19 protein-coding genes are annotated in these 18,197 nt (G+C 71.5%); 14 read left to right on the forward strand and 5 right to left on the reverse strand.

Annotation, left to right across the window (positions count from 1 at the left end):
• Nucleotides 1-17: 17 nt before the first annotated feature.
• Nucleotides 18-1,613, reverse strand: a complete 1,596-nt coding sequence (locus tag ACGFQ9_RS17120) for a methylmalonyl-CoA mutase (RefSeq protein ID WP_393574601.1) — start codon at nucleotides 1,611-1,613, stop codon at nucleotides 18-20.
• 169 nt (nucleotides 1,614-1,782) lie between these two features.
• On the opposite strand from ACGFQ9_RS17120, the gene ACGFQ9_RS17125 reads away from it, so the two are divergent.
• The gene (locus tag ACGFQ9_RS17125) at nucleotides 1,783-2,700 is read left to right on the forward strand and encodes a peptidoglycan-binding protein (protein ID WP_393574602.1); all 918 of its coding nucleotides are present in this window, start codon (nucleotides 1,783-1,785) and stop codon (nucleotides 2,698-2,700) included.
• Nucleotides 2,701-2,859: 159 nt separating this feature from the next.
• On the opposite strand, the gene ACGFQ9_RS17130 is transcribed toward ACGFQ9_RS17125, so the two are convergent.
• Nucleotides 2,860-3,951 (reverse strand): hypothetical protein, encoded by a 1,092-nt coding sequence (locus ACGFQ9_RS17130; protein WP_393574603.1) that lies wholly within the window; start codon nucleotides 3,949-3,951, stop codon nucleotides 2,860-2,862.
• Complete coding sequence (locus ACGFQ9_RS17135) at nucleotides 3,951-4,691, reverse strand: RNA polymerase sigma factor (RefSeq protein WP_393574773.1); 741 nt, start codon at nucleotides 4,689-4,691, stop codon at nucleotides 3,951-3,953. Before ACGFQ9_RS17135 ends, ACGFQ9_RS17130 begins: the two co-directional genes overlap by 1 nt.
• 328 nt (nucleotides 4,692-5,019) lie before the next feature.
• On the opposite strand from ACGFQ9_RS17135, the gene ACGFQ9_RS17140 reads away from it, so the two are divergent.
• The 13 genes from ACGFQ9_RS17140 to ACGFQ9_RS17200 all read left to right on the forward strand — a co-directional run bounded on the left by ACGFQ9_RS17140 (nucleotide 5,020) and on the right by ACGFQ9_RS17200 (nucleotide 16,499).
• Nucleotides 5,020-5,649, forward strand: coding sequence for a 2-oxo-4-hydroxy-4-carboxy-5-ureidoimidazoline decarboxylase (locus tag ACGFQ9_RS17140; protein ID WP_393574604.1), 630 nt, complete (start codon nucleotides 5,020-5,022; stop codon nucleotides 5,647-5,649).
• Nucleotides 5,650-5,782: 133 nt separating this feature from the next.
• Entirely contained in the window at nucleotides 5,783-6,163 is a 381-nt protein-coding gene (gene sdhC / locus ACGFQ9_RS17145) for a succinate dehydrogenase, cytochrome b556 subunit (RefSeq protein WP_389471039.1), read from the forward strand.
• A 5-nt stretch (nucleotides 6,164-6,168) separates the two neighbouring features.
• Entirely contained in the window at nucleotides 6,169-6,645 is a 477-nt protein-coding gene (locus tag ACGFQ9_RS17150) for a succinate dehydrogenase hydrophobic membrane anchor subunit (protein ID WP_393574605.1), read from the forward strand.
• Between the two features lie 26 nt (nucleotides 6,646-6,671).
• The gene (sdhA, locus tag ACGFQ9_RS17155) at nucleotides 6,672-8,426 is read left to right on the forward strand and encodes a succinate dehydrogenase flavoprotein subunit (RefSeq protein ID WP_393574606.1); all 1,755 of its coding nucleotides are present in this window, start codon (nucleotides 6,672-6,674) and stop codon (nucleotides 8,424-8,426) included.
• Nucleotides 8,426-9,193 carry a succinate dehydrogenase iron-sulfur subunit gene (locus tag ACGFQ9_RS17160; protein ID WP_393574607.1) on the forward strand — a complete coding sequence of 256 codons (768 nt, stop codon included), beginning with the start codon at nucleotides 8,426-8,428 and terminating at the stop codon, nucleotides 9,191-9,193. The genes sdhA and ACGFQ9_RS17160 overlap by 1 nt, the downstream gene beginning before the upstream one ends.
• Before the next feature lie 152 nt (nucleotides 9,194-9,345).
• A complete protein-coding gene (locus ACGFQ9_RS17165) occupies nucleotides 9,346-9,966 on the forward strand; it encodes a Uma2 family endonuclease (RefSeq protein WP_393574608.1) in 621 nt (206 codons plus the stop codon).
• A gap of 89 nt (nucleotides 9,967-10,055) precedes the next feature.
• Nucleotides 10,056-11,192 (forward strand): serine hydrolase domain-containing protein, encoded by a 1,137-nt coding sequence (locus tag ACGFQ9_RS17170; RefSeq protein WP_393574609.1) that lies wholly within the window; start codon nucleotides 10,056-10,058, stop codon nucleotides 11,190-11,192.
• Between the two features lie 21 nt (nucleotides 11,193-11,213).
• Nucleotides 11,214-11,750, forward strand: coding sequence for a hypothetical protein (locus tag ACGFQ9_RS17175; RefSeq protein WP_393574610.1), 537 nt, complete (start codon nucleotides 11,214-11,216; stop codon nucleotides 11,748-11,750).
• A gap of 69 nt (nucleotides 11,751-11,819) precedes the next feature.
• On the forward strand, nucleotides 11,820-12,572 hold the full coding sequence (locus tag ACGFQ9_RS17180; protein WP_393574611.1) for an alpha/beta fold hydrolase: 753 nt from the start codon (nucleotides 11,820-11,822) through the stop codon (nucleotides 12,570-12,572).
• Nucleotides 12,573-12,623: 51 nt separating this feature from the next.
• Nucleotides 12,624-14,846: an alpha/beta fold hydrolase gene (locus ACGFQ9_RS17185; RefSeq protein WP_393574612.1), complete on the forward strand. Its 2,223-nt coding sequence runs from the start codon at nucleotides 12,624-12,626 to the stop codon at nucleotides 14,844-14,846.
• Nucleotides 14,847-14,973: 127 nt separating this feature from the next.
• Nucleotides 14,974-15,378: a hypothetical protein gene (locus tag ACGFQ9_RS17190; protein WP_393574613.1), complete on the forward strand. Its 405-nt coding sequence runs from the start codon at nucleotides 14,974-14,976 to the stop codon at nucleotides 15,376-15,378.
• Nucleotides 15,379-15,381: 3 nt separating this feature from the next.
• Nucleotides 15,382-15,786, forward strand: coding sequence for a thiol-disulfide oxidoreductase DCC family protein (locus tag ACGFQ9_RS17195; protein WP_393574614.1), 405 nt, complete (start codon nucleotides 15,382-15,384; stop codon nucleotides 15,784-15,786).
• 11 nt (nucleotides 15,787-15,797) lie between these two features.
• On the forward strand, nucleotides 15,798-16,499 hold the full coding sequence (locus tag ACGFQ9_RS17200) for a TetR family transcriptional regulator (RefSeq protein WP_393574615.1): 702 nt from the start codon (nucleotides 15,798-15,800) through the stop codon (nucleotides 16,497-16,499).
• An 18-nt stretch (nucleotides 16,500-16,517) separates the two neighbouring features.
• Here ACGFQ9_RS17200 and ACGFQ9_RS17205 read toward each other — a convergent pair whose 3' ends face one another.
• Nucleotides 16,518-17,912 (reverse strand): metallophosphoesterase, encoded by a 1,395-nt coding sequence (locus ACGFQ9_RS17205; RefSeq protein WP_393574616.1) that lies wholly within the window; start codon nucleotides 17,910-17,912, stop codon nucleotides 16,518-16,520.
• Nucleotides 17,912-18,187, reverse strand: coding sequence for an SCO4848 family membrane protein (locus ACGFQ9_RS17210; RefSeq protein ID WP_393574617.1), 276 nt, complete (start codon nucleotides 18,185-18,187; stop codon nucleotides 17,912-17,914). Before ACGFQ9_RS17210 ends, ACGFQ9_RS17205 begins: the two co-directional genes overlap by 1 nt.
• Nucleotides 18,188-18,197 lie beyond the last annotated feature (10 nt).

The raw sequence follows: 18,197 nt of genomic DNA on the forward strand, positions 1-18,197 counted from the left end.
TGACACCACGGTGAGTTTCACCATGCGGATTCGGCCGGTACGTAACTGCCCCAGACCTGTCGCAGTGCGTTGCACACCTCCCCCACGGTGGCCCGGGCCCGCAGCGCCTCCCGCATCGGGTACAGCACGTTGGCGGTGCCCTCGGCCGCCGCCCGCAGTTCCGCCAGGGCCGCGTCCACCGCGGCGCCGTCGCGGCCGGCCCGCAGCCGGGCCAGCCGTTCCCGCTGACGGACCTCGATCGCCGGGTCCACGCGCAGCGGCTGGTACGGCTCCTCCTCGTCCAGGGTGAAGCGGTTCACGCCGACCACCACCCGCTGCGCGCTGTCGGTCTCCTGGGCGATCCGGTAGGCGTTGCGTTCGATCTCCGCCTTCTGGAAGCCGTGCTCGATCGCCGTGACCGCCCCGCCCATCGACTCGACCCGGTCCATGAGCTCCACCACGGCGCGCTCCAGGTCGTCCGTCATCGACTCCACGACGTAGGACCCGGCGAAGGGGTCCACGGTGTGCGTGACGTCCGTCTCGTACGCCAGTACCTGCTGGGTGCGCAGGGCCAGCCGGGCGGACTTCTCCGTCGGCAGCGCGATGGCCTCGTCGAAGGAGTTGGTGTGCAGCGACTGGGTGCCGCCGAGCACCGCCGCCAGGCCCTGGACGGCCACCCGGACCAGGTTCACCTCCGGCTGCTGGGCGGTGAGCTGCACCCCGGCGGTCTGCGTGTGGAAGCGCAGCATCAGCGACTTGGGGTCCTTCGCCCCGAATTCCTCGCGCATGACCCGGGCCCAGATCCGGCGGGCGGCCCGGAACTTGGCCACTTCCTCCAACAGGGTGGTGCGGGCCACGAAGAAGAAGGACAGCCGGGGCGCGAACTCGTCGACCTCCATGCCGGCGCCGATCGCGGTGCGGACGTACGCGATCCCGTCGGCCAGGGTGAAGGCGACCTCCTGCACGGGCGAGGCCCCCGCCTCGGCCATGTGGTAGCCGGAGATGGAGATGGTGTTCCACCTCGGGATCTCGGCCCGGCAGTACCGGAACGTGTCGGCGACCAGCCGCAGCGAGGGCGCGGGCGGGAAGATGTACGTCCCGCGCGCGATGTACTCCTTCAGTACGTCGTTCTGCACGGTCCCCGTCAGCCGGTCGCCCGGTACGCCCTGCTCCTCCGCAACGAGCTGGTAGAGCAGCAGCAGGAGCGAGGCGGGGGCGTTGATGGTCATCGAGGTGGACACCCGGTCGAGCGGGATGCCGTCGAACAGCACCCGCATGTCCTCCACCGAGTCCACCGCCACGCCGACCTTGCCGACCTCGCCGTGCGCGAGCGGCGCGTCGGAGTCGTGTCCCATCTGGGTGGGCAGGTCGAAGGCCACGGACAGGCCGGTGGTGCCGGCGTCGATGAGCTGCCGGTAGCGGGCGTTGGACTCGGCGGCCGTACCGAAGCCGGCGTACTGACGCATCGTCCACGGGCGGCCCGTGTACATGCTCGGGTACACGCCCCGGGTGAAGGGGTATTGCCCCGGTTCGCCCAGACTCGCCGCGGGGTCCCAGTGCGTCAGGGCCTCGGGCCCGTACACCGGTTGCAGCGGCAGTCCGCTCTCGGTGAATCCACTCCTGCGGTGTGACATCTGGCAGAAACCTCCATGACGCCGACCGGTCCGGTCCTGGTAGAACGTCTCCGCGCCGTTCCGGGACGCCCTCTTGTCACAATGGCGCAACATCCCGGAACAGTGCGCAACCAACCACGCCAGCCAAGGCATCGAACTATGTGAAGCCACTGAACTCCGGGGGACCAAGATGTTTCGCCAGAACCGCAAGAGAGTGACCTTCCGTGCGCTCGGCATGGCCGGCGCCGTCGTGCTCGCCGCGACCGCGACCGCCTGTGGACCGCAGGAGAACAAGCCCGGCGCGCCGGCCGCGCTCGCGCCCTCGCCCTCTTCGGACAGCAGTTCCCCCGCGCCCTCCCCGACCGGCTCCTCGGACGGCAAGCCGGGTGACGCCTCTCCCTCGGCCTCCGCCTCGGAGTCCGCGTCCCCCTCGGCATCGGCTTCCGGCTCCCCCTCCGCGTCGGCCTCGCCCTCCGTCAGGTACGTGATGGCCAACGGCGACGAGAGCGAGCAGGTGCGCGAGCTGCAGGCCCGGCTGCGGCAGCTGGGGCACCTGAAGACGGCGCCCACCGCCTTCTACGGCTCGAAGACCACGGCCGCCGTCCGCGCCTTCCAGGGCAAGCACGGGCTGACCGTGTCGGGTTCGGTGGACCAGGCCACCTGGGCGAAGGTCCAGGGCAACAGCCGGAAGCCCACCGCCGACGAGCTGCGCCCGCCGACCACCAACGAGCTCGATGCACCGGACCCGCGCTGCATGCAGGGCCGGGTGATGTGCATCAGCAAGGAGAGCCGCACCCTGGCCTGGATGATCGACGGCAAGGTCGTCTCGTCCATGGACGTCCGCTTCGGCTCGGAGAACACCCCGACCCGCGAGGGCGTGTTCAAGGTGGACCGGAAGGAGCGGAAATGGACCTCCACGCTCTACCACACGTCCATGCCGTACGCGATGTTCTTCAGCGGCGGCCAGGCGGTGCACTACTCGGCGGACTTCGCGGCGCGCGGCTACGCCGGGGCCTCGCACGGCTGCGTGAACGTGCGTGACATGGGGAAGGTCTCCGCGCTGTTCGACCAGGTGGCCGTCGGCGACAAGGTCGTCGTCTACTGGTGATCCGCCTGCGGGCGGAAGCTGAGGGCGCGGGCAGGGCCGGGGGAACGTGCCCCGCCCGCGCCGGTTGCGCAGAGCCCAGGGGTACGGGGGGAACCCCGGCTCGTGCGCGGCCGATGACCAGTCGGCTCAATCAGTACTGCGCCGACGGGTCGGAAAGTGTTACAGCGGGATGTCCGCGCCGCTCGGGGCCGGGTGCGACAGGCGCGACGGGGCCGGGCCGACCGTCGGCGCCTGAAGGATCCCGCTGGAGGTGCTGCCGGTTCCCCGGCGGCCCCCGGTCCCGTCCGGGTCCGGGTCCGGGTCCTCGGAGCGGTCCGAGTCGCCTGAGCGGTCCGAGCCGTCACCGCCCGAACCACCCTTGCCGCCGGTGCCCCCGGCGCCGCCGCCACTGCCCGAGGTGTCGGGGTCCCCGTTGAGCAGCCGGTCGCAGAACCGGTCGATGCCCGAGACGCCCTTCGCCGCGCGGGCCAGCTTCTCCCGGCCGTCCAGGGTGATCCGGCCCGCCCGGTGCGCCCGGCACAGGTCGGCCACCCGGATCATCCGGGTCGCGGGGTCCCTGGATCCGTCCATGCCTGCGCCGGTGTCCTGGTCCGGGCCTGCGGTGTCGCCGTCCCCACCGTTCCCGCCGGTGCCGGTGCCCGGCTGTCCGGAGCCGGGTCCCGTCGGCGTACCGCCGGTGCCCGGCGTGCCGGAACGGTCGTTGTCGCGGAGCCGGCTGTGGCCGCCCTCCGGGGTGCCGGGCCCGGTGGTGCCGCCGGCCGCCCGCTCGCCGGGGGAGGAGCTGGGACCGGTGGTGACCGACACGGCCGGGCGGGGGTCCGCGGCGTTGTGGAGGGTGCCGCCGAACAGGCCGGAGCCGGTCGCGGCGGCGACCCCGCCGAGGGCCACGCCTGCCACCGCGGCGGCCAGACCCAGCCGGAGCGAGTTGTTCCGTACGGGGCGGCGGATCGTCGTCCTGCCCAGCGCCACCAGCGGGCCCCGGTCGTCGGCGGATCCGGCCGTGGGCTCCGCTTCGTGTTCCGGTTGGGTGCCGGCCGGGCCGCGGGCGGTTCGGAAGGCGGCCAGTGCGGCGGCCTCGCCGGGAAGTTCGGAGTCGGCCGGTGCGGCGGAGGCCGCGAGTTCGTCGAGCACCGCGCGTAGACGTGCGGCCTCGTCGGCCGCGTGGCGATCCGCGACAGGCCCGACCGGCTCGCCGCGCAGCATTCTTTCCGCCGCGGCCGAGTCCAGCCACCTGTTGCGATCGTCGGCCATCACATGTCCTTCTGCGTCCGCCAACGTGAATGCGTCACACCGGTTCGCTGTACGAGGTCCCCACCTGGACCGCGCTGCGCCGGAACGGCGTCGAGATCGCGCGGGCCTCCCGTGGCCGCGGTGTCCGCGGCACGGCCTGAGGCATTATGACGGCCCGGGTCATCGCGTTCCGGGCCGGGCTCCGCTCCGTGTTCGGACCCCAGCATTTCGGCCAGCTTCTTCAGACCCCGGTGGGCCGCGGTGCGGACCGCTCCGGGCCGCTTGCCGAGGGTCTCGGCGGCGCTCTTGGCGTCGAGTCCGACGACCACGCGCAGGACGACGGCCTCGGCCTGGTCCTGCGGGAGCCGGGCGATCAGGGCCATGGTGCGGCCGGTGGAGAGGGACTCCATGGCCTCGCCGAAGGTGTCGGAGTCGGCGGCCCGTCCGGTCAGCTCCGTCTCGTCGCCGCCGACGGCGGGGCGGCGGCCGCGCATCCGGATGTGGTCGAGGGCCCGGTTGCGGGCAATCCGGGCGGACCAGCCGCGGAACCGGTCGGCGTCACCGGCGAAGGCCGAAAGGTCGCGGGATATCTGCAGCCACGCCTCGGAGGTGACGTCCTCGGCCTCGGTATCGCCGACCAGCGTCCGTACGTACCCGAGCAGTCGCGGGTGCACGGCGCGGTACACAGTACGGAACGCGCCTTCGTCGCCGTGCTGCGCCGCGAGCACCGCGGCGGTCAGCTCCGCGTCGTCCCCCAGCAAAATCCCCAACCCGTCCACTGTCCTGTACGTCCTGCGCAAATCAGCACGTTACGGCCTTCGGGCACCTACGTCCACGAGTTGTACAACCAGCAACCACTCCTGCGCGGAGCGGGGTGTGACACAAAACGCACTCAGGACGCTGACAGAGGTACGGGCTTGTCGCACGAGCCCGTGTCGGAACGGCGACCGGGGCCTCTCCTGTGGGGGGTGGCGGCCTCGGTCGCCTTCTCCGTTTCCGCCTTCTCCCCAGTCTCACACCTCCGGCGCCCTTCTCGTCCGGGTGAAATCGGCCGCTGCGTGCCGTGTGCACGCGTTCGCGTCGATAGCGTTGCCGCACACCCGACACGTCCCGAGGAGCCCCACGCTGTCCAGCCCCCTCCCGGCCCAGGTCCGCGGAAGCGCCCTCGCACGGTTCAACGCGGCCCCCGTCGAGGCGGCCGAGCGGGTGCTGCTGCGGTGCTGCGGCAGCCGCCGTTGGGCGCACCGGGTGGCCGCGCACCGGCCGTACCCGGATCTGGGCGCACTGCTGGCCGCCGCCGACGAGGCCTCGTACGACCTGCGCCAGGCGGACCTGACGGAGGCGCTGAGCGCCGAGTTCCCCTCGGAGCTGCACGAGGGCGCGCCGTACGCGGCCCATCTGGCGCTGGACGCGGCCCACGCCGAGTACGAACGGAAGTTCGGGCACGCCTTCGTGATCTGCCTGGACGGGCATCCGGCCGAGGAGCACCCGGACGCGGTGCTGGCGGGCATCCGGCAGCGGATGGGGCACGAGGAGGAAGAGGAGCGGGCCGTCGCCGCGGACGAACTGCGCCGGCTGGCCCGGGCCCGGCTGGCCGCACTCGCCGTACTGGCCGCGCTGACCGACGAGGAAATGTCCCGTTCGCCCGGACCGCCGGACATCACCCGCCCGGAATCGCCCGGTTCGCCCCTGTGGGATAGCCCGTCCGTGCCTGTTTGATCACACCGCTGGCCCCCGCGCGAGGGAACCGACAACTCGTCGCTACGATGTCGGGGGCCGGTGGACCGTACCCGGCCGGGCCCGACCGACAAAGAAGCCGGCTGGCCCCCGCCCCGCTTCCGGAGGGTTTTCCGTGCCGGCTGGAACGTTGTACCGCGGCCGGGAAGGAATGTGGTCCTGGGTGGCTCATCGAGTCACCGGCGTCCTCATTTTCTTCTTCCTGTTCGTACACGTCCTCGACACCGCTCTCGTCCGCGTCTCCCCCGAGGCGTACGACGATGTCGTGGCTACCTACAAGACTCCGATCGTCGCGCTGCTGGAGTACGGCCTCGTCGCCGCCATCCTCTTCCACGCGCTCAACGGTCTCCGTGTCATCGCCGTGGACTTCTGGTCCAAGGGCCCGCGCTACCAGAAGCAGATGCTCTGGACCGTCGTGGGCATCTGGGTCGTGCTGATGGCCGGGGCCATTTACCCCGTGCTCGGCCACGCAGCCGCAGAACTGTTCGGGAAGTGACGCCGATGTCCTCTGACACTTCTTCCGCGATCGGCGACGTGCAGGGCGACTCGCTCTACGACGTCGACAACCCGGCCCCGTACATCGAGGCCCCGCGCAAGCGCACTTCCAAGACGCCCAAGTCGACCCGCGGCAACTTCGAGATGGTCGCGTGGCTCTTCATGCGCCTCTCGGGCATCGTCCTGGTCGTCCTGGTCATCGGCCACCTGCTCATCCAGCTCGTCCTGGACGGCGGCGTCAGCAAGATCGGCTTCGCCTTCGTGGCCGGCCGCTGGGCCTCGCCGTTCTGGCAGGGCTGGGACCTGCTGATGCTGTGGCTGGCGATGCTGCACGGCGCCAACGGCCTCCGCACCGTCATCAACGACTACGCGGAGCGTGCCAACACGCGGCTGTGGCTGAAGGGCCTGCTCTACACCGCCACGGTGTTCACCATCCTTCTGGGCACGCTGGTGATCTTCACCTTCGACCCGAACATCCGCTAGGCAACGGGGCTGAGGCGACAAATCTCATGAAGATCCACAAGTACGACACCGTCATCGTCGGCGCCGGCGGCGCCGGCATGCGCGCCGCCATCGAGGCGACGAAGCGCAGCCGCACCGCCGTGCTGACGAAGCTGTACCCGACCCGCTCCCACACGGGCGCCGCGCAGGGCGGCATGGCCGCCGCGCTGGCGAACGTGGAGGAGGACAACTGGGAGTGGCACACCTTCGACACGGTCAAGGGCGGTGACTACCTGGTCGACCAGGACGCCGCCGAGATCCTGGCGAAGGAGGCCATCGACGCCGTCCTCGACCTGGAGAAGATGGGCCTGCCGTTCAACCGCACCCCGGACGGCACCATCGACCAGCGCCGCTTCGGCGGCCACTCGCGCAACCACGGCGAGGCCCCGGTCCGCCGGTCCTGCTACGCCGCGGACCGCACCGGCCACATGATCCTCCAGACGCTGTACCAGAACTGCGTCAAGGAGGGCGTGGAGTTCTTCAACGAGTTCTACGTCCTGGACCAGCTGATCACCGAGGTCGACGGCGTCAAGCAGTCCGCCGGTGTGGTCGCGTACGAGCTGGCCACCGGTGAGATCCACATCTTCCAGGCGAAGGCCGTCGTCTACGCCTCGGGCGGCAACGGCAAGTTCTTCAAGGTGACCTCCAACGCGCACACCCTCACCGGTGACGGCCAGGCGGCCTGCTACCGGCGCGGCCTGCCGCTGGAGGACATGGAGTTCTTCCAGTTCCACCCGACGGGCATCTGGCGCATGGGCATCCTGCTGACGGAGGGCGCCCGCGGTGAGGGCGGCATCCTCCGCAACAAGGACGGCGAGCGCTTCATGGAGAAGTACGCGCCGGTCATGAAGGACCTCGCGTCCCGTGACGTCGTGTCCCGCTCCATCTACACGGAGATCCGCGAGGGCCGCGGCTGCGGTCCCGAGGGCGACCACGTGTACCTGGACCTCACCCACCTGCCGCCGGAGCAGCTGGACGCCAAGCTCCCGGACATCACCGAGTTCGCGCGCACGTACCTCGGCATCGAGCCCTACACGGACCCGATCCCGATCCAGCCCACCGCGCACTACGCCATGGGCGGCATCCCGACCAACGTCCAGGGCGAGGTCCTTCTCGACAACACCACCGTCGTCCCGGGCCTGTACGCGGCCGGCGAGGTCGCGTGCGTGTCGGTGCACGGCGCCAACCGCCTCGGCACCAACTCGCTGCTGGACATCAACGTCTTCGGCCGCCGCGCGGGCATCGCCGCCGCCGAGTACTCCGCCAAGAGCGACTACGTCGAGCTGCCGGAGAACCCGGCCCAGCTCGTGGTCGACCTGGTCGAGCGGCTGCGCAACTCCACCGGCTCGGAGCGGGTCGCGGAGCTGCGCAACGAGCTCCAGGAGACGATGGACGCGAACGTGTCGGTGTTCCGCACGGAGCAGACCATCAAGACGGCGGTAGAGAAGATCGCGGAGCTGCGCGAGCGCTACCGGAACGTCTCGGTGCAGGACAAGGGCAAGCGGTTCAACACGGACCTGCTGGAGGCCATCGAGCTGGGCAACCTGCTCGACCTGGCCGAGGTCATGGCCGTCTCGGCCCTGGCCCGCAAGGAGTCCCGCGGCGGCCACTACCGCGAGGACTACCCGAACCGCGACGACGTCAACTTCATGCGCCACACCATGGCGTACCGCGAGGTCGCGGCCGACGGCACGGACTCCGTCCGTCTCGACTACAAGCCCGTCGTCCAGACCCGCTACCAGCCGATGGAGCGTAAGTACTGATGGCCACCCCGACTCTCGAAAAGGTCGAGACCGACCCCTCGGCGTCCCCTGCCTCCCCGTACATCACGGTCACCTTCCGGATCCGCCGCTTCAACCCCGAGATCTCGGACCAGGCGGAGTGGCAGGACTTCCAGGTCGAGATCGACCCGAAGGAGCGCGTGCTCGACGGTCTCCACAAGATCAAGTGGGAGCTGGACGGCACGCTGACCTTCCGCCGCTCGTGCGCGCACGGCATCTGCGGCTCGGACGCGATGCGGATCAACGGCAAGAACAGGCTCGCCTGCAAGACGCTGATCAAGGACATCAACCCGGAGAAGCCGATCACCGTCGAGGCCATCAAGGGCCTCACGGTGATGAAGGACCTCGTGGTCGACATGGAGCCCTTCTTCCAGGCGTACCGCGACGTCATGCCGTTCCTGGTGACCACCGGCAACGAGCCGACGCGCGAGCGCCGGCAGTCCGCCGAGGACCGCGAGCGCTTCGACGACACCACCAAGTGCATCCTGTGCGCCGCGTGCACCTCCTCGTGCCCGGTGTTCTGGAACGACGGCCAGTACTTCGGCCCGGCGGCGATCGTCAACGCGCACCGCTTCATCTTCGACTCGCGTGACGAGGCGGGCGAGCAGCGCCTGGAGATCCTGAACGACAAGGACGGCGTGTGGCGCTGCCGCACGACCTTCAACTGCACCGACGCGTGCCCGCGCGGCATCGAGGTCACGAAGGCGATCCAGGAAGTGAAGCGCGCGCTGATCACGCGACGCTTCTGACCTTCCCGGTCCCGCTCGTACGAGGGCCCCGCACCCGGTTCCGCACCGGGGGCGGGGCCCTCGCCCGTTCGGGTGAGGGGGCGAGATCCGGCCTCCCGCCCCCTCCCCGCCCTACGATGATGCTCTCGACAGCAGCCCACGGGAGGCACGTGATGTCCGCAGCACCCGCTGAGCAACCCCACGGTGACCGGTCCCTGCTCAACGAGGCCAACCGAATCATGGAGCGGCTTCCCGGCTACCGCGTCGAGATCATCGGAGGCGTCATCGTCGTGACCCCACCAGCAGACGGCGCCCACGCCAGGGGCCTGACCAAGCTCATGCGCCCCTTCCTGGACGCGGGACTGGACGACGGCGAATCCGAGGTGGTCCAAGCCATCGGCCTGTGGCTGCCCGCCGGGCCGTCGGACTACGCCATCCCTGACCTGTGCATCGTCGATGCCGACTTCGACGAACACCTCGTCGAGAACAACTGCTACGCCCCGTCGGTCTTCCGGCTCGTCCTCGAAGTGACGTCGAGCAACTACGAGAACGACCTGCGAGGCAAGGTTCGCGCCTACGGCAACGCCAAGATCCCCGTCTATGTGATCGTCGACCGCCGGCACAACCGCCTGCACGTCCTGACCGATCCGGTCGCCGACGGGTACGACACCCATCGCGTCCACGCCCCCGGCGAGGTCGTCACCCTGCCCGAGTCCATCGGGGCCAAGGTCACCCTGGACGTGGAGGCGGTTCTCGCGGCCGCGCGGCGCAAGCCCGAGGCCGAGGCCGAGTAGCCCTCCCGGGGCTCGTAGGGGTGTCCTCAGGGTCGGCTGGGGGGTCTCCCCGATGGGATGACGATCTTCGCGGCGGAAGACTGAACGGCATGACGAAGCCCGCGAAGTCCTCGAACTCCCTCTTCTCCGCCGCCCGTTGGACGGCCCTGGCGGCTGCCGGAGCGGTGCTGCTGTCGGTCGGCGCCGGAGCGGTGCCGGCCGGTGCGGCCGAACGTGCCGACGGGGCCGGTGCGCCCTACGCCGCGACGATCAATCCGCGTACGCCGCTGGACGCCGCCGCCCTGCAGAAGGCCCTGGGCACACTGCCGGACGGGGTCGCCTCCGGGGCCATGGCCCGGGTCGGCGGACGGGACGGGAAGTGGACGGGGACCGCGGGCGCCGTGTCCGCCGATCCCGCCGCCTCCTTCCGGATCGGCAGCATCACCAAGCTGTTCACCTCCACGATCACGCTCCAGCTGATCGCCGAGGGACGGCTGTCGATGGACACCCCGGTCCAGGAGGTGCTGCCCGGCACCCTGCCCGCGCACTGGGCGCCGATCACCGTGGAGCAGCTGCTCAGCCACACCAGCGGGCTGCCCCGGCCCGCCTGCTACGAGAAGGGCCGGTCGTACACCCCGGCCGAGTTCGTGAAGACCATGACCGAGTGCCCGGAGGCCGGGGAGCCCGCCACCGGGAAGCAGATCCGGCAGGTCTACATGGGGTCCAACTACTTCCTGCTCGGCATGGTGATCGAGAAGGTCACCGGGCGTACGTACACCGAGGAGCTGAACCGCCGGATCGTCCGGCCGCTGGGCCTGCGGCACACCCACCTGCCGGCCGCCGGCGACACCTCCATGCCCGCCCGTACGCTGGCCGACCTGCCGCCCGCCGACCCGTGGGCCTGGGCCGAGGGCGGGATGGTCTCCAACGCCCCCGACCTGGAACGGTTCCTGACCGCCCTGCTCCGCGGCCGCCTGCTGCCGCCCGCCCAGCAGCAGCTGCTGTTCGAGAAGCCCGCGAACGCGGACGCCAAGCGCCCGTTCAGCCGGGCCGGGGTCCAGTACTTCACGCTGTCCGACGGCACCGAGATCTGGGGCAAGACCGGCAGCTACGGCGGCTACACCAACGGGCTGTTCGCCACCCGCGACCAGCGCCGCGTCCTGACCTACTCCCTCGTCCCGTGGCCCGGCGCCACCGAGGAGCAGCTCACCGACCGGCAGCTGCAGATTGCCGGGGCAGCGTTCTGAGTTGGCCCTACCATCGGCTGCATGAGCGAGCAGCAGCCGAATCCGTACGCAAGCGACCCGGCGGGTCCCGGTGAGTACAAGTGGGGCCCCGGCAACCCCAGTTACGGCTACCCGCAGCCCTACCCCGCGAGCCCGCCCCCGTATCCGCCGGCCCTGCCGCCGGTCCCGGCGGCGGTCCCCGCGATGGTCCCCGCGGCCTACCCCGTGCCGGGTGCGGGCGCGCCCTTCTCCCTCGGCGACATCACCATCGCCGGGGACCAGATCATCACCCCGTCCGGGACCATGCCACTCAAGGGCGCGATCTGGAACGCGGTGGACTTCTCCCGCACGGAGGAGAGGATGCCGGGCTACGCCATCGCGCTGGCGGTCATCTTCGCCTTCTTCTGCCTGATCGGCCTGCTGTTCCTGCTGATCAAGGAGCGGTTCACCGTGGGATACGTCCAGGTGACCGTGTCCAGCGGCGGCCGGCACCACTCCACGATGATCCCGGTCACCAACCCGATGGTCTTCCCCTGGGTGATGAACCAGCTCAACTACGCCCGTTCGCTGAGCATCTGAGGACGGCCTCCGCCCGGTCGCACGGAATTGACGGTGCGCGGACAGCCGGAGAGTGGCAGCATGCGCGGCGTGATCGTTTCTCATGATGTGGACGGGCCCGACGACGGACCCGCCGTGGTGCTGCTGCATTCCTCCGTGTGCGACCGCCGGATGTGGGACGGGCAGCGGAAGGCGCTGGCCGGAGCCGGGTTCAGAGTGGTCCTGCCGGACTTCCGCACCTGCGGGCAGTCGCCCGCGGCGACCGAGCCGTACAGCGACGAAGGCGACGTGCTGGCGCTGCTGGACTCCCTCGGCATCGAGCGGGCCGCGGTGGTCGGCTCCTCGTACGGCGGCCGGGTCGCGCTGCGGCTGGCCGCCGCGCACCCCGGCCGGGTGGAGCGGCTGGTGCTGCTCTGTCCCAACGCGCCCGGGTTCGAACCCACCCCGGACGTCGAGGAGTTCGACGCGGCCGAGGAGGCGCTGCTGGAGGCCGGGGACCTGCCCGGGGCCGCAGCGCTGAACGCCCGCACCTGGCTGGGACCGGACGCGGACGAGGCCGCCCTGGCCCTGGTCCGGGACATGCAGCTGGGCAACTTCCGGGCGGGCGAGGACGCCGACTGGGAGCTCGAACTCGCCGAGCCGGACGTGGACCTGGCCGCCGTACGGGTGCCGGCCGCGGTGTTCGGCGGGGCGCACGACCTGCCGGGGTTCCTGGCGCTCTCCCGGAGCCTCGCCGACCGCATGCCGGACGCCACGTACACCGAGCTGCCCTGGGCCGGACATCTGCCCGCGCTCGAACGCCCGGACGTCACAGCGGAATTGATTCTGGATCAGCTGCGCTGACCGATGGCGCGGCGGCCCCTCCCCTGTCAGCCTGGTCCGATGGACCAGCGGGTGGGATTGGTCGAAGTGGTCGTGCCCGGGATGGGCCTCGTCGACCGCCTGGAGGCGCTGCAGCCCTCCGGCGTTCGGCGGGTCAGCGGGGACGAGCGGGCGGGGGTGTACCGGACGGCCGGGGTCCGGGAGCACGGGCCGGGGGTGGTACGGGAGGTCTACGACTGGGCGCGGCTGACCATCGGCGGGGCGACCCGGGCGCTGTGGCTGTTCCTGCTGCCCTTCCTGCTGGTCAACCAGGTCGCCTGGATGCAGCCGTTCCGGCTGGACCGCCGGCCCGCGAGCGCGCTGTACCGGTGGATCACGCAGATGCTGGGGCTGTCGCTGACGGTGCTGGCGGTGGCCGCGTTCGCCCAGGGGGCGATGGACCAGCTGGTGTGGCAGTGCGGCACCGGCGGCCCGGCGGGCGGCGTCTGCAAGGAGTCCAACCCGCTGGTGCACTTCGTGCGGCAGCACGGCACCGGCACCGCGATGCTGCTGGCGGCACTGGTGCCCGTGGTCGGTCTCGCCGCGATGTCCTTCAGCGCACGGGACGGACGGCAGGAGTACCGCTCGGTCGCACGGACGGCCCCTCTCGCTGGCGACCCCTGGAAGGCCGTCAGGCGGGCCGAGACGCCCGCCCGGCCGCTCGCCACGCCGCTCTTCTGGGAGTACAACTGGCGGGCCCGCGGTCTGGCGGCCCGCCACATGTGCGCGGGCGTGCTGACCCTGGCGCTGCTGCTGACCGTGCCGGCGTACGCGAGCGGCGCCGGGGACACCGCCGGCCGGCTGCTGTTCGCGGCGGTGGCCGCCGGGGCGGTGCTGGTGTCCGCCGGGAGCCTGTGGTGGCCGGGGCGGCTCGGTGAGCGCGCGGTCGGAGCCGGCTGCCTGCTGACCCTGGCGGGCTCCGCGGCGTACTACGACTCCTCGGGCGGGGAGCGGACCTCGCAGGCCATGCTGCCGGGGATCGGGACGCTGACCGCGCTGCTGCTGCTCGGGCAAGCACTGTTGCTGCTCGCGCTGGGCGCGCTCTGCCTGTGGACCCCGCGGCACCCGGACGACCGCGTGGCGCTGCGCGGGCTGGCCGGGGTGGCGGTGGGCGTACTGGCCTGCTTCAGCGCCTGGCTGTGCTCCACGGCCGTCCTGCTGTGGACCCAGGACTGGCTGACGGCCGAGCCGGAGCGGCAGCGGGTGGAACTGCCCGCCGCGGTCCGGGCGAACGCGGCCGCCCTGCCCACGATCACCGTGGTGGCGGCCGGGCTGACCGGGCTGGGGCTGGCGCTGCTGGCGCTGCGCCGCTGGTGGGCCGCCCGCCCGTGGCCGCGTACGGAGGCCGAGAAGGAGGCGTACGAGGAGCGCCGGCACGCCCTGGCACTGGCCGCGGCGCGGGCGTCGGCGGCCGGCACCCCGGCGAGGATGCTGGTCCGGGCGGAGCAGGGGCTGGCCGCGGCGGCCGGGCTGGTCACGGTGACGGTCGGCGGGTTCGGCGCGGTGGCCGTGCACGACCCGGGGTACCTGAACGAGCGCTACCAGGAGCTGATGGCGGACATCATGCGGCTGCTCACCTCGCTGGGGTCGTTCATGCTGGTCGCGCTGATCCTGGCGGTGCTGCTGGTGGCGCGGACGATCGTGCTGCGCGCCGACTCCCGCCGGTACACGGGCATGATCTGGGCCTTCGGTGCGTTCTGGCCGCGCTCCGGGCACCCCTTCACCCCGGCCACCTGGACCGGGCGGTCCATACCGGAGTTCACGCACCGGCTGACGGCGCTGCTGGAGGGACGGCCGGAGACGCGGGTGCTGCTCAACTGCCATTCGATGGGTTCGATGATCGCCGTGCTGGCGCTGTGGCAGGCCAGACCGGAGTACCGGCCGCGGATCGCGCTGCTGACCACCGGCTGCCCGCTGACGAACGTCTTCCGGCGGCTGTTCCCGGCGTACGTGACCCGGGAGGCGGTGGACGACCTGGCGGCCGGGGCCGGCGGGCCGGACCGGCCGGCCGCCTGGGCGAACGTGCGCCGCGACACGGACGTGCTGGCGGGCTCCGTCGGACACGGGCTGGACCTGCCGCCGTGGCCGGACGGGGTGGCGCCGGAAGCGGCGGACGGGACGGAGGCGGCGGCGCCGGGGCCCCGGGAGGCCGCGCAGCCGGTGTTCGTACCGCTGCATCGGCACGACTTCTACCGGGTGGACCCGCGCATCGAACCGGTCCGGGCCGAGCTGTTCGACGTACTCCGGCAGGTCTGATCCACCCGCCGCTCCACCTGCCCGTCCACCCGCCGGCACACCCCCCGACCTTCGCTTGAACTTGTTCAAAAATACCCCTAGAGTCGTTCACGCCAAGCGTTTGAACACGTTCAAGGAGGCGGGGGGCATGGACCTCACCGTGGTCGCGTACGTCATCTACCTGCTCATCAGCATCGGTCTCACCATCTGGGTGGCGCGCACCCTGAGCCGCAACGGGCGCATCTTCATCGCCGACGTTCTGCACGGGGACGAGAAGCTCGCCGATGCCGTCAACCACCTGCTGGTGGTCGGCTTCTACCTGGTCAACCTGGGCTTCGTGACCCTCTACCTGAAGGCCGCCGACACCGTGGCCGACGCCCGGTCGCTCTTCGAGGCGCTCTCGGTCAAGCTCGGCGTCGTCCTGCTGGTCCTCGGCGTGATGCACCTCGGCAACGTCTGGGTGCTCAACAAGATCCGCCGCCGCGGCCTGATGGAGCGGCAGCAGATCCCGCCCGTCGCCCCGCAGGGCTGGGCAACCCCGACCGGTGCCTGAGCCGTGCACACCGGAACGCCGGTCCACAGGCTGACCGTCCTCTACGACGCCCAGTGCCCGCTCTGCGTGCACATCCGGCACTGGCTGCTGGGGCAGCGGCAGCTGGTGCCGATCCGGCTGGTGCCCGCCGGGTCCGCCGAGGCCCGGCGGCGGTACCCGGACCTGGACCACGCGTCCACGCTGCGCGAGATCACCGTGATCGGCGACAGCGGTCAGATCTGGACCGGGACCGACGCCTTCATCGTCTGCCTGTGGGCACTGACGGAACACCGGCCGAAGGCCAACTGGCTCGCCACCCCGGCGGGACGGCCCTTCGCCCGGGCCACCATGGCGGCCGCCGCCGCGTGGCGCGGGGCGACCCGTGACGGAGCGGCAGCCTGTGGCGAGCGGTGCGAGATCCCCGGATAGGCTCGGACACCGTGACAGAGCAGAAGGCCCCCAAGAGCGAGCAGACCCGCACGCTCATCCTCGAGACCGCGCTCCGGCTGTTCCAGGAGCGCGGCTACGACAAGACGACCATGCGGGCCATCGCCAAGGAGGCGGGGGTTTCGGTAGGCAACGCCTACTACTACTTCGAGTCCAAGGAGCACCTGGTCCAGGGCTTCTACTACCGGATCAGCGCGGCCCACCAGGCGGCCGTGCGGCCGATCCTGGACCGGGAGACCGACCTCCAGACCAGGCTGTCCGGGGTGCTGACGGCCTGGCTGGACATCGCGGCGCCGTACCACGAGTTCGCCTCTCAGTTCTTCAAGAACGCGGCGGACCCGGAGAGCCCGCTGAGCCCCTTCTCGCCCGAGTCGGAGCCCGCCCGCAACGAGGCCATCGCCATCCACCGCGAGGTGCTGGCCGGGGCGAAGACCAAGGTCCCCGAGGAACTGGCCGACCTGCTGCCGGAACTGATGTGGCTCTCGCAGATGGGCCTGGTCCTGTACTGGGTCTTCGACCGTTCGGAGAACAGCGAGAAGACCCGCCGGCTGGCCGAGCGCGGGGCCCAGTTGACCACCCGGGGCATCGTCCTGGCCCGCTTCCGGGTGCTGCGTCCGCTGGTCCGCGAGGTCCACGAACTGTTCACGGACTTCCTGCCGGGCATGGCCGAGGCGGCCGCGAACCGCAAGAAGTGACCCGGGGGGCGTACCGGGCTAAGCCTGGTACGAGGCCAGTTCGACCAGGGTGATGTCGGACGGTGCGCCGACCCGTACGGGCGGCCCCCAGGCGCCGGCTCCGCGGGACACGTAGAGCTGTGTGTCCCCGTACCGCTCCAGTCCGGCGAGGGTGGGGTTGGCGAGGTCGGCGATGTAGTTCCCGGGCCAGAGCTGGCCGCCGTGGGTGTGGCCGGAGAGCTGGAGGTCGACGCCGTGGGCGACGGCGTCGTGGATCACCACGGGCTGGTGGGCCAGGAGCACGGCGGCGCGGTGCGCGCGGTCGCGGTCGCCGAGGGCCTTCTCGAAGTCCGGCCCCTGGCCCTCGCTCTCGCCGGCGATGTCGTTGACCCCGGCGAGGTCGAAGAACGGGAGCTCCTTGCGGGCGTTCTCCAGGGGGTGCAGGCCCAGCTCGCGGACGTGGTCGACCCACTGGGCGGCGCCGGAGAAGTACTCGTGGTTGCCGGTCACGAAGTAGGCCCCGTGACGTGACTTCAGCCCGGCGAGCGGTTCGGCCGCGGGGCCGAGATCGGCGACCGAGCCGTCGACGAGGTCACCGACGACGGCGATCAGGTCGGGCTGGGTGGCGTTGACCGTGTCGACGATGCGGAGGGTGTGGGCGCGGCCGAGGACGGGACCGAGGTGGACGTCGCTGACCACGGCGATCCGGAAGCCGTGGGCCGCGCGGGGCAGTTTGGCGAGGGGGACGGTGACGCGCTTGACGCGGGGGCCGCGGAGCACGCCGTAGGTGCCGTGGCCGACGGTGCCGGCCGCGGCGGCGACCGCGGCGCCGGCCAGGGCCCGGGCCACGAAGACCCTGCGGGTCATGGCCGGGTGGGCGGCGGTCGCCGCCTCCTGCTCCGTCCCGGTGTCGGCTTCGGTCCCGGGCTCGGGCCCGGCCCCGGGTCCCGGCTCGACGACGGCCGTCGTCGGAGCGCCGACCGTCGCGGCGGGGGATTCGGAGCCGTCGGCGGGGGTGAGGGTGGGGGTGCCCCGCGGGGCGTTCTCGCCTCCCGGACGGGCCGATGCGGCGGACTCCGGCGCCTGAGGAGCCGACGGGGCCTGAGCGGCCGGCTTCGGGAGGCGGCGCAGGAGGACGTGCCGGACGGGTTCCGCCACCAGGAGCGCCAGGGTCAGGTAGAGCAGCACCGGAAGCCACAGGTAGCCCGGCCAGGCGACGGCCTGCTGGAGCCAGAACGGGGCGCCGGCCCGGCCGGAGACCAGGGCGGCCAGCGAGAGCAGCGGCAGCACCCACAGCGCGGCGGTGAACGCGCGGCGCGGGCGGGAGCCGGCGGTGGTGGTGTCGCGGACGAGTCGGATCCACAGCCAGCGGTGGACGAAGCCGATCAGGGTGAGGACGACCACGGCGGCCAGGGCGAACACCACCACGGCCATCAGACGGCTCCGTCCCGGCCGGCGGCGTCGCCGCGCGCCTCGCGGCGAAGGGCCATTACCCCGCGCAACCCGATCAGGCCGACGACCGTCCCCAGAAGGAAGGACGTGATCGCGAGCGTCAGGTGGACCCAGAAGTACGCCGTCGGGTCACCGGCGTCGTCGAAGGCGAGGCCGCTGGCGTCCTTCCACAGGTTGCGGACGAAGGACACCCAGATGAACCAGCTCCACACCCCGAAGGCGAGCAGGAACCAGGAGGCGGCGCGGCCAAGTTTCATAGGGCCAGTA

The sequence above is a fragment of the Streptomyces sp. NPDC048603 genome (genome assembly GCF_043199475.1).
Taxonomy (GTDB): domain Bacteria; phylum Actinomycetota; class Actinomycetes; order Streptomycetales; family Streptomycetaceae; genus Streptomyces.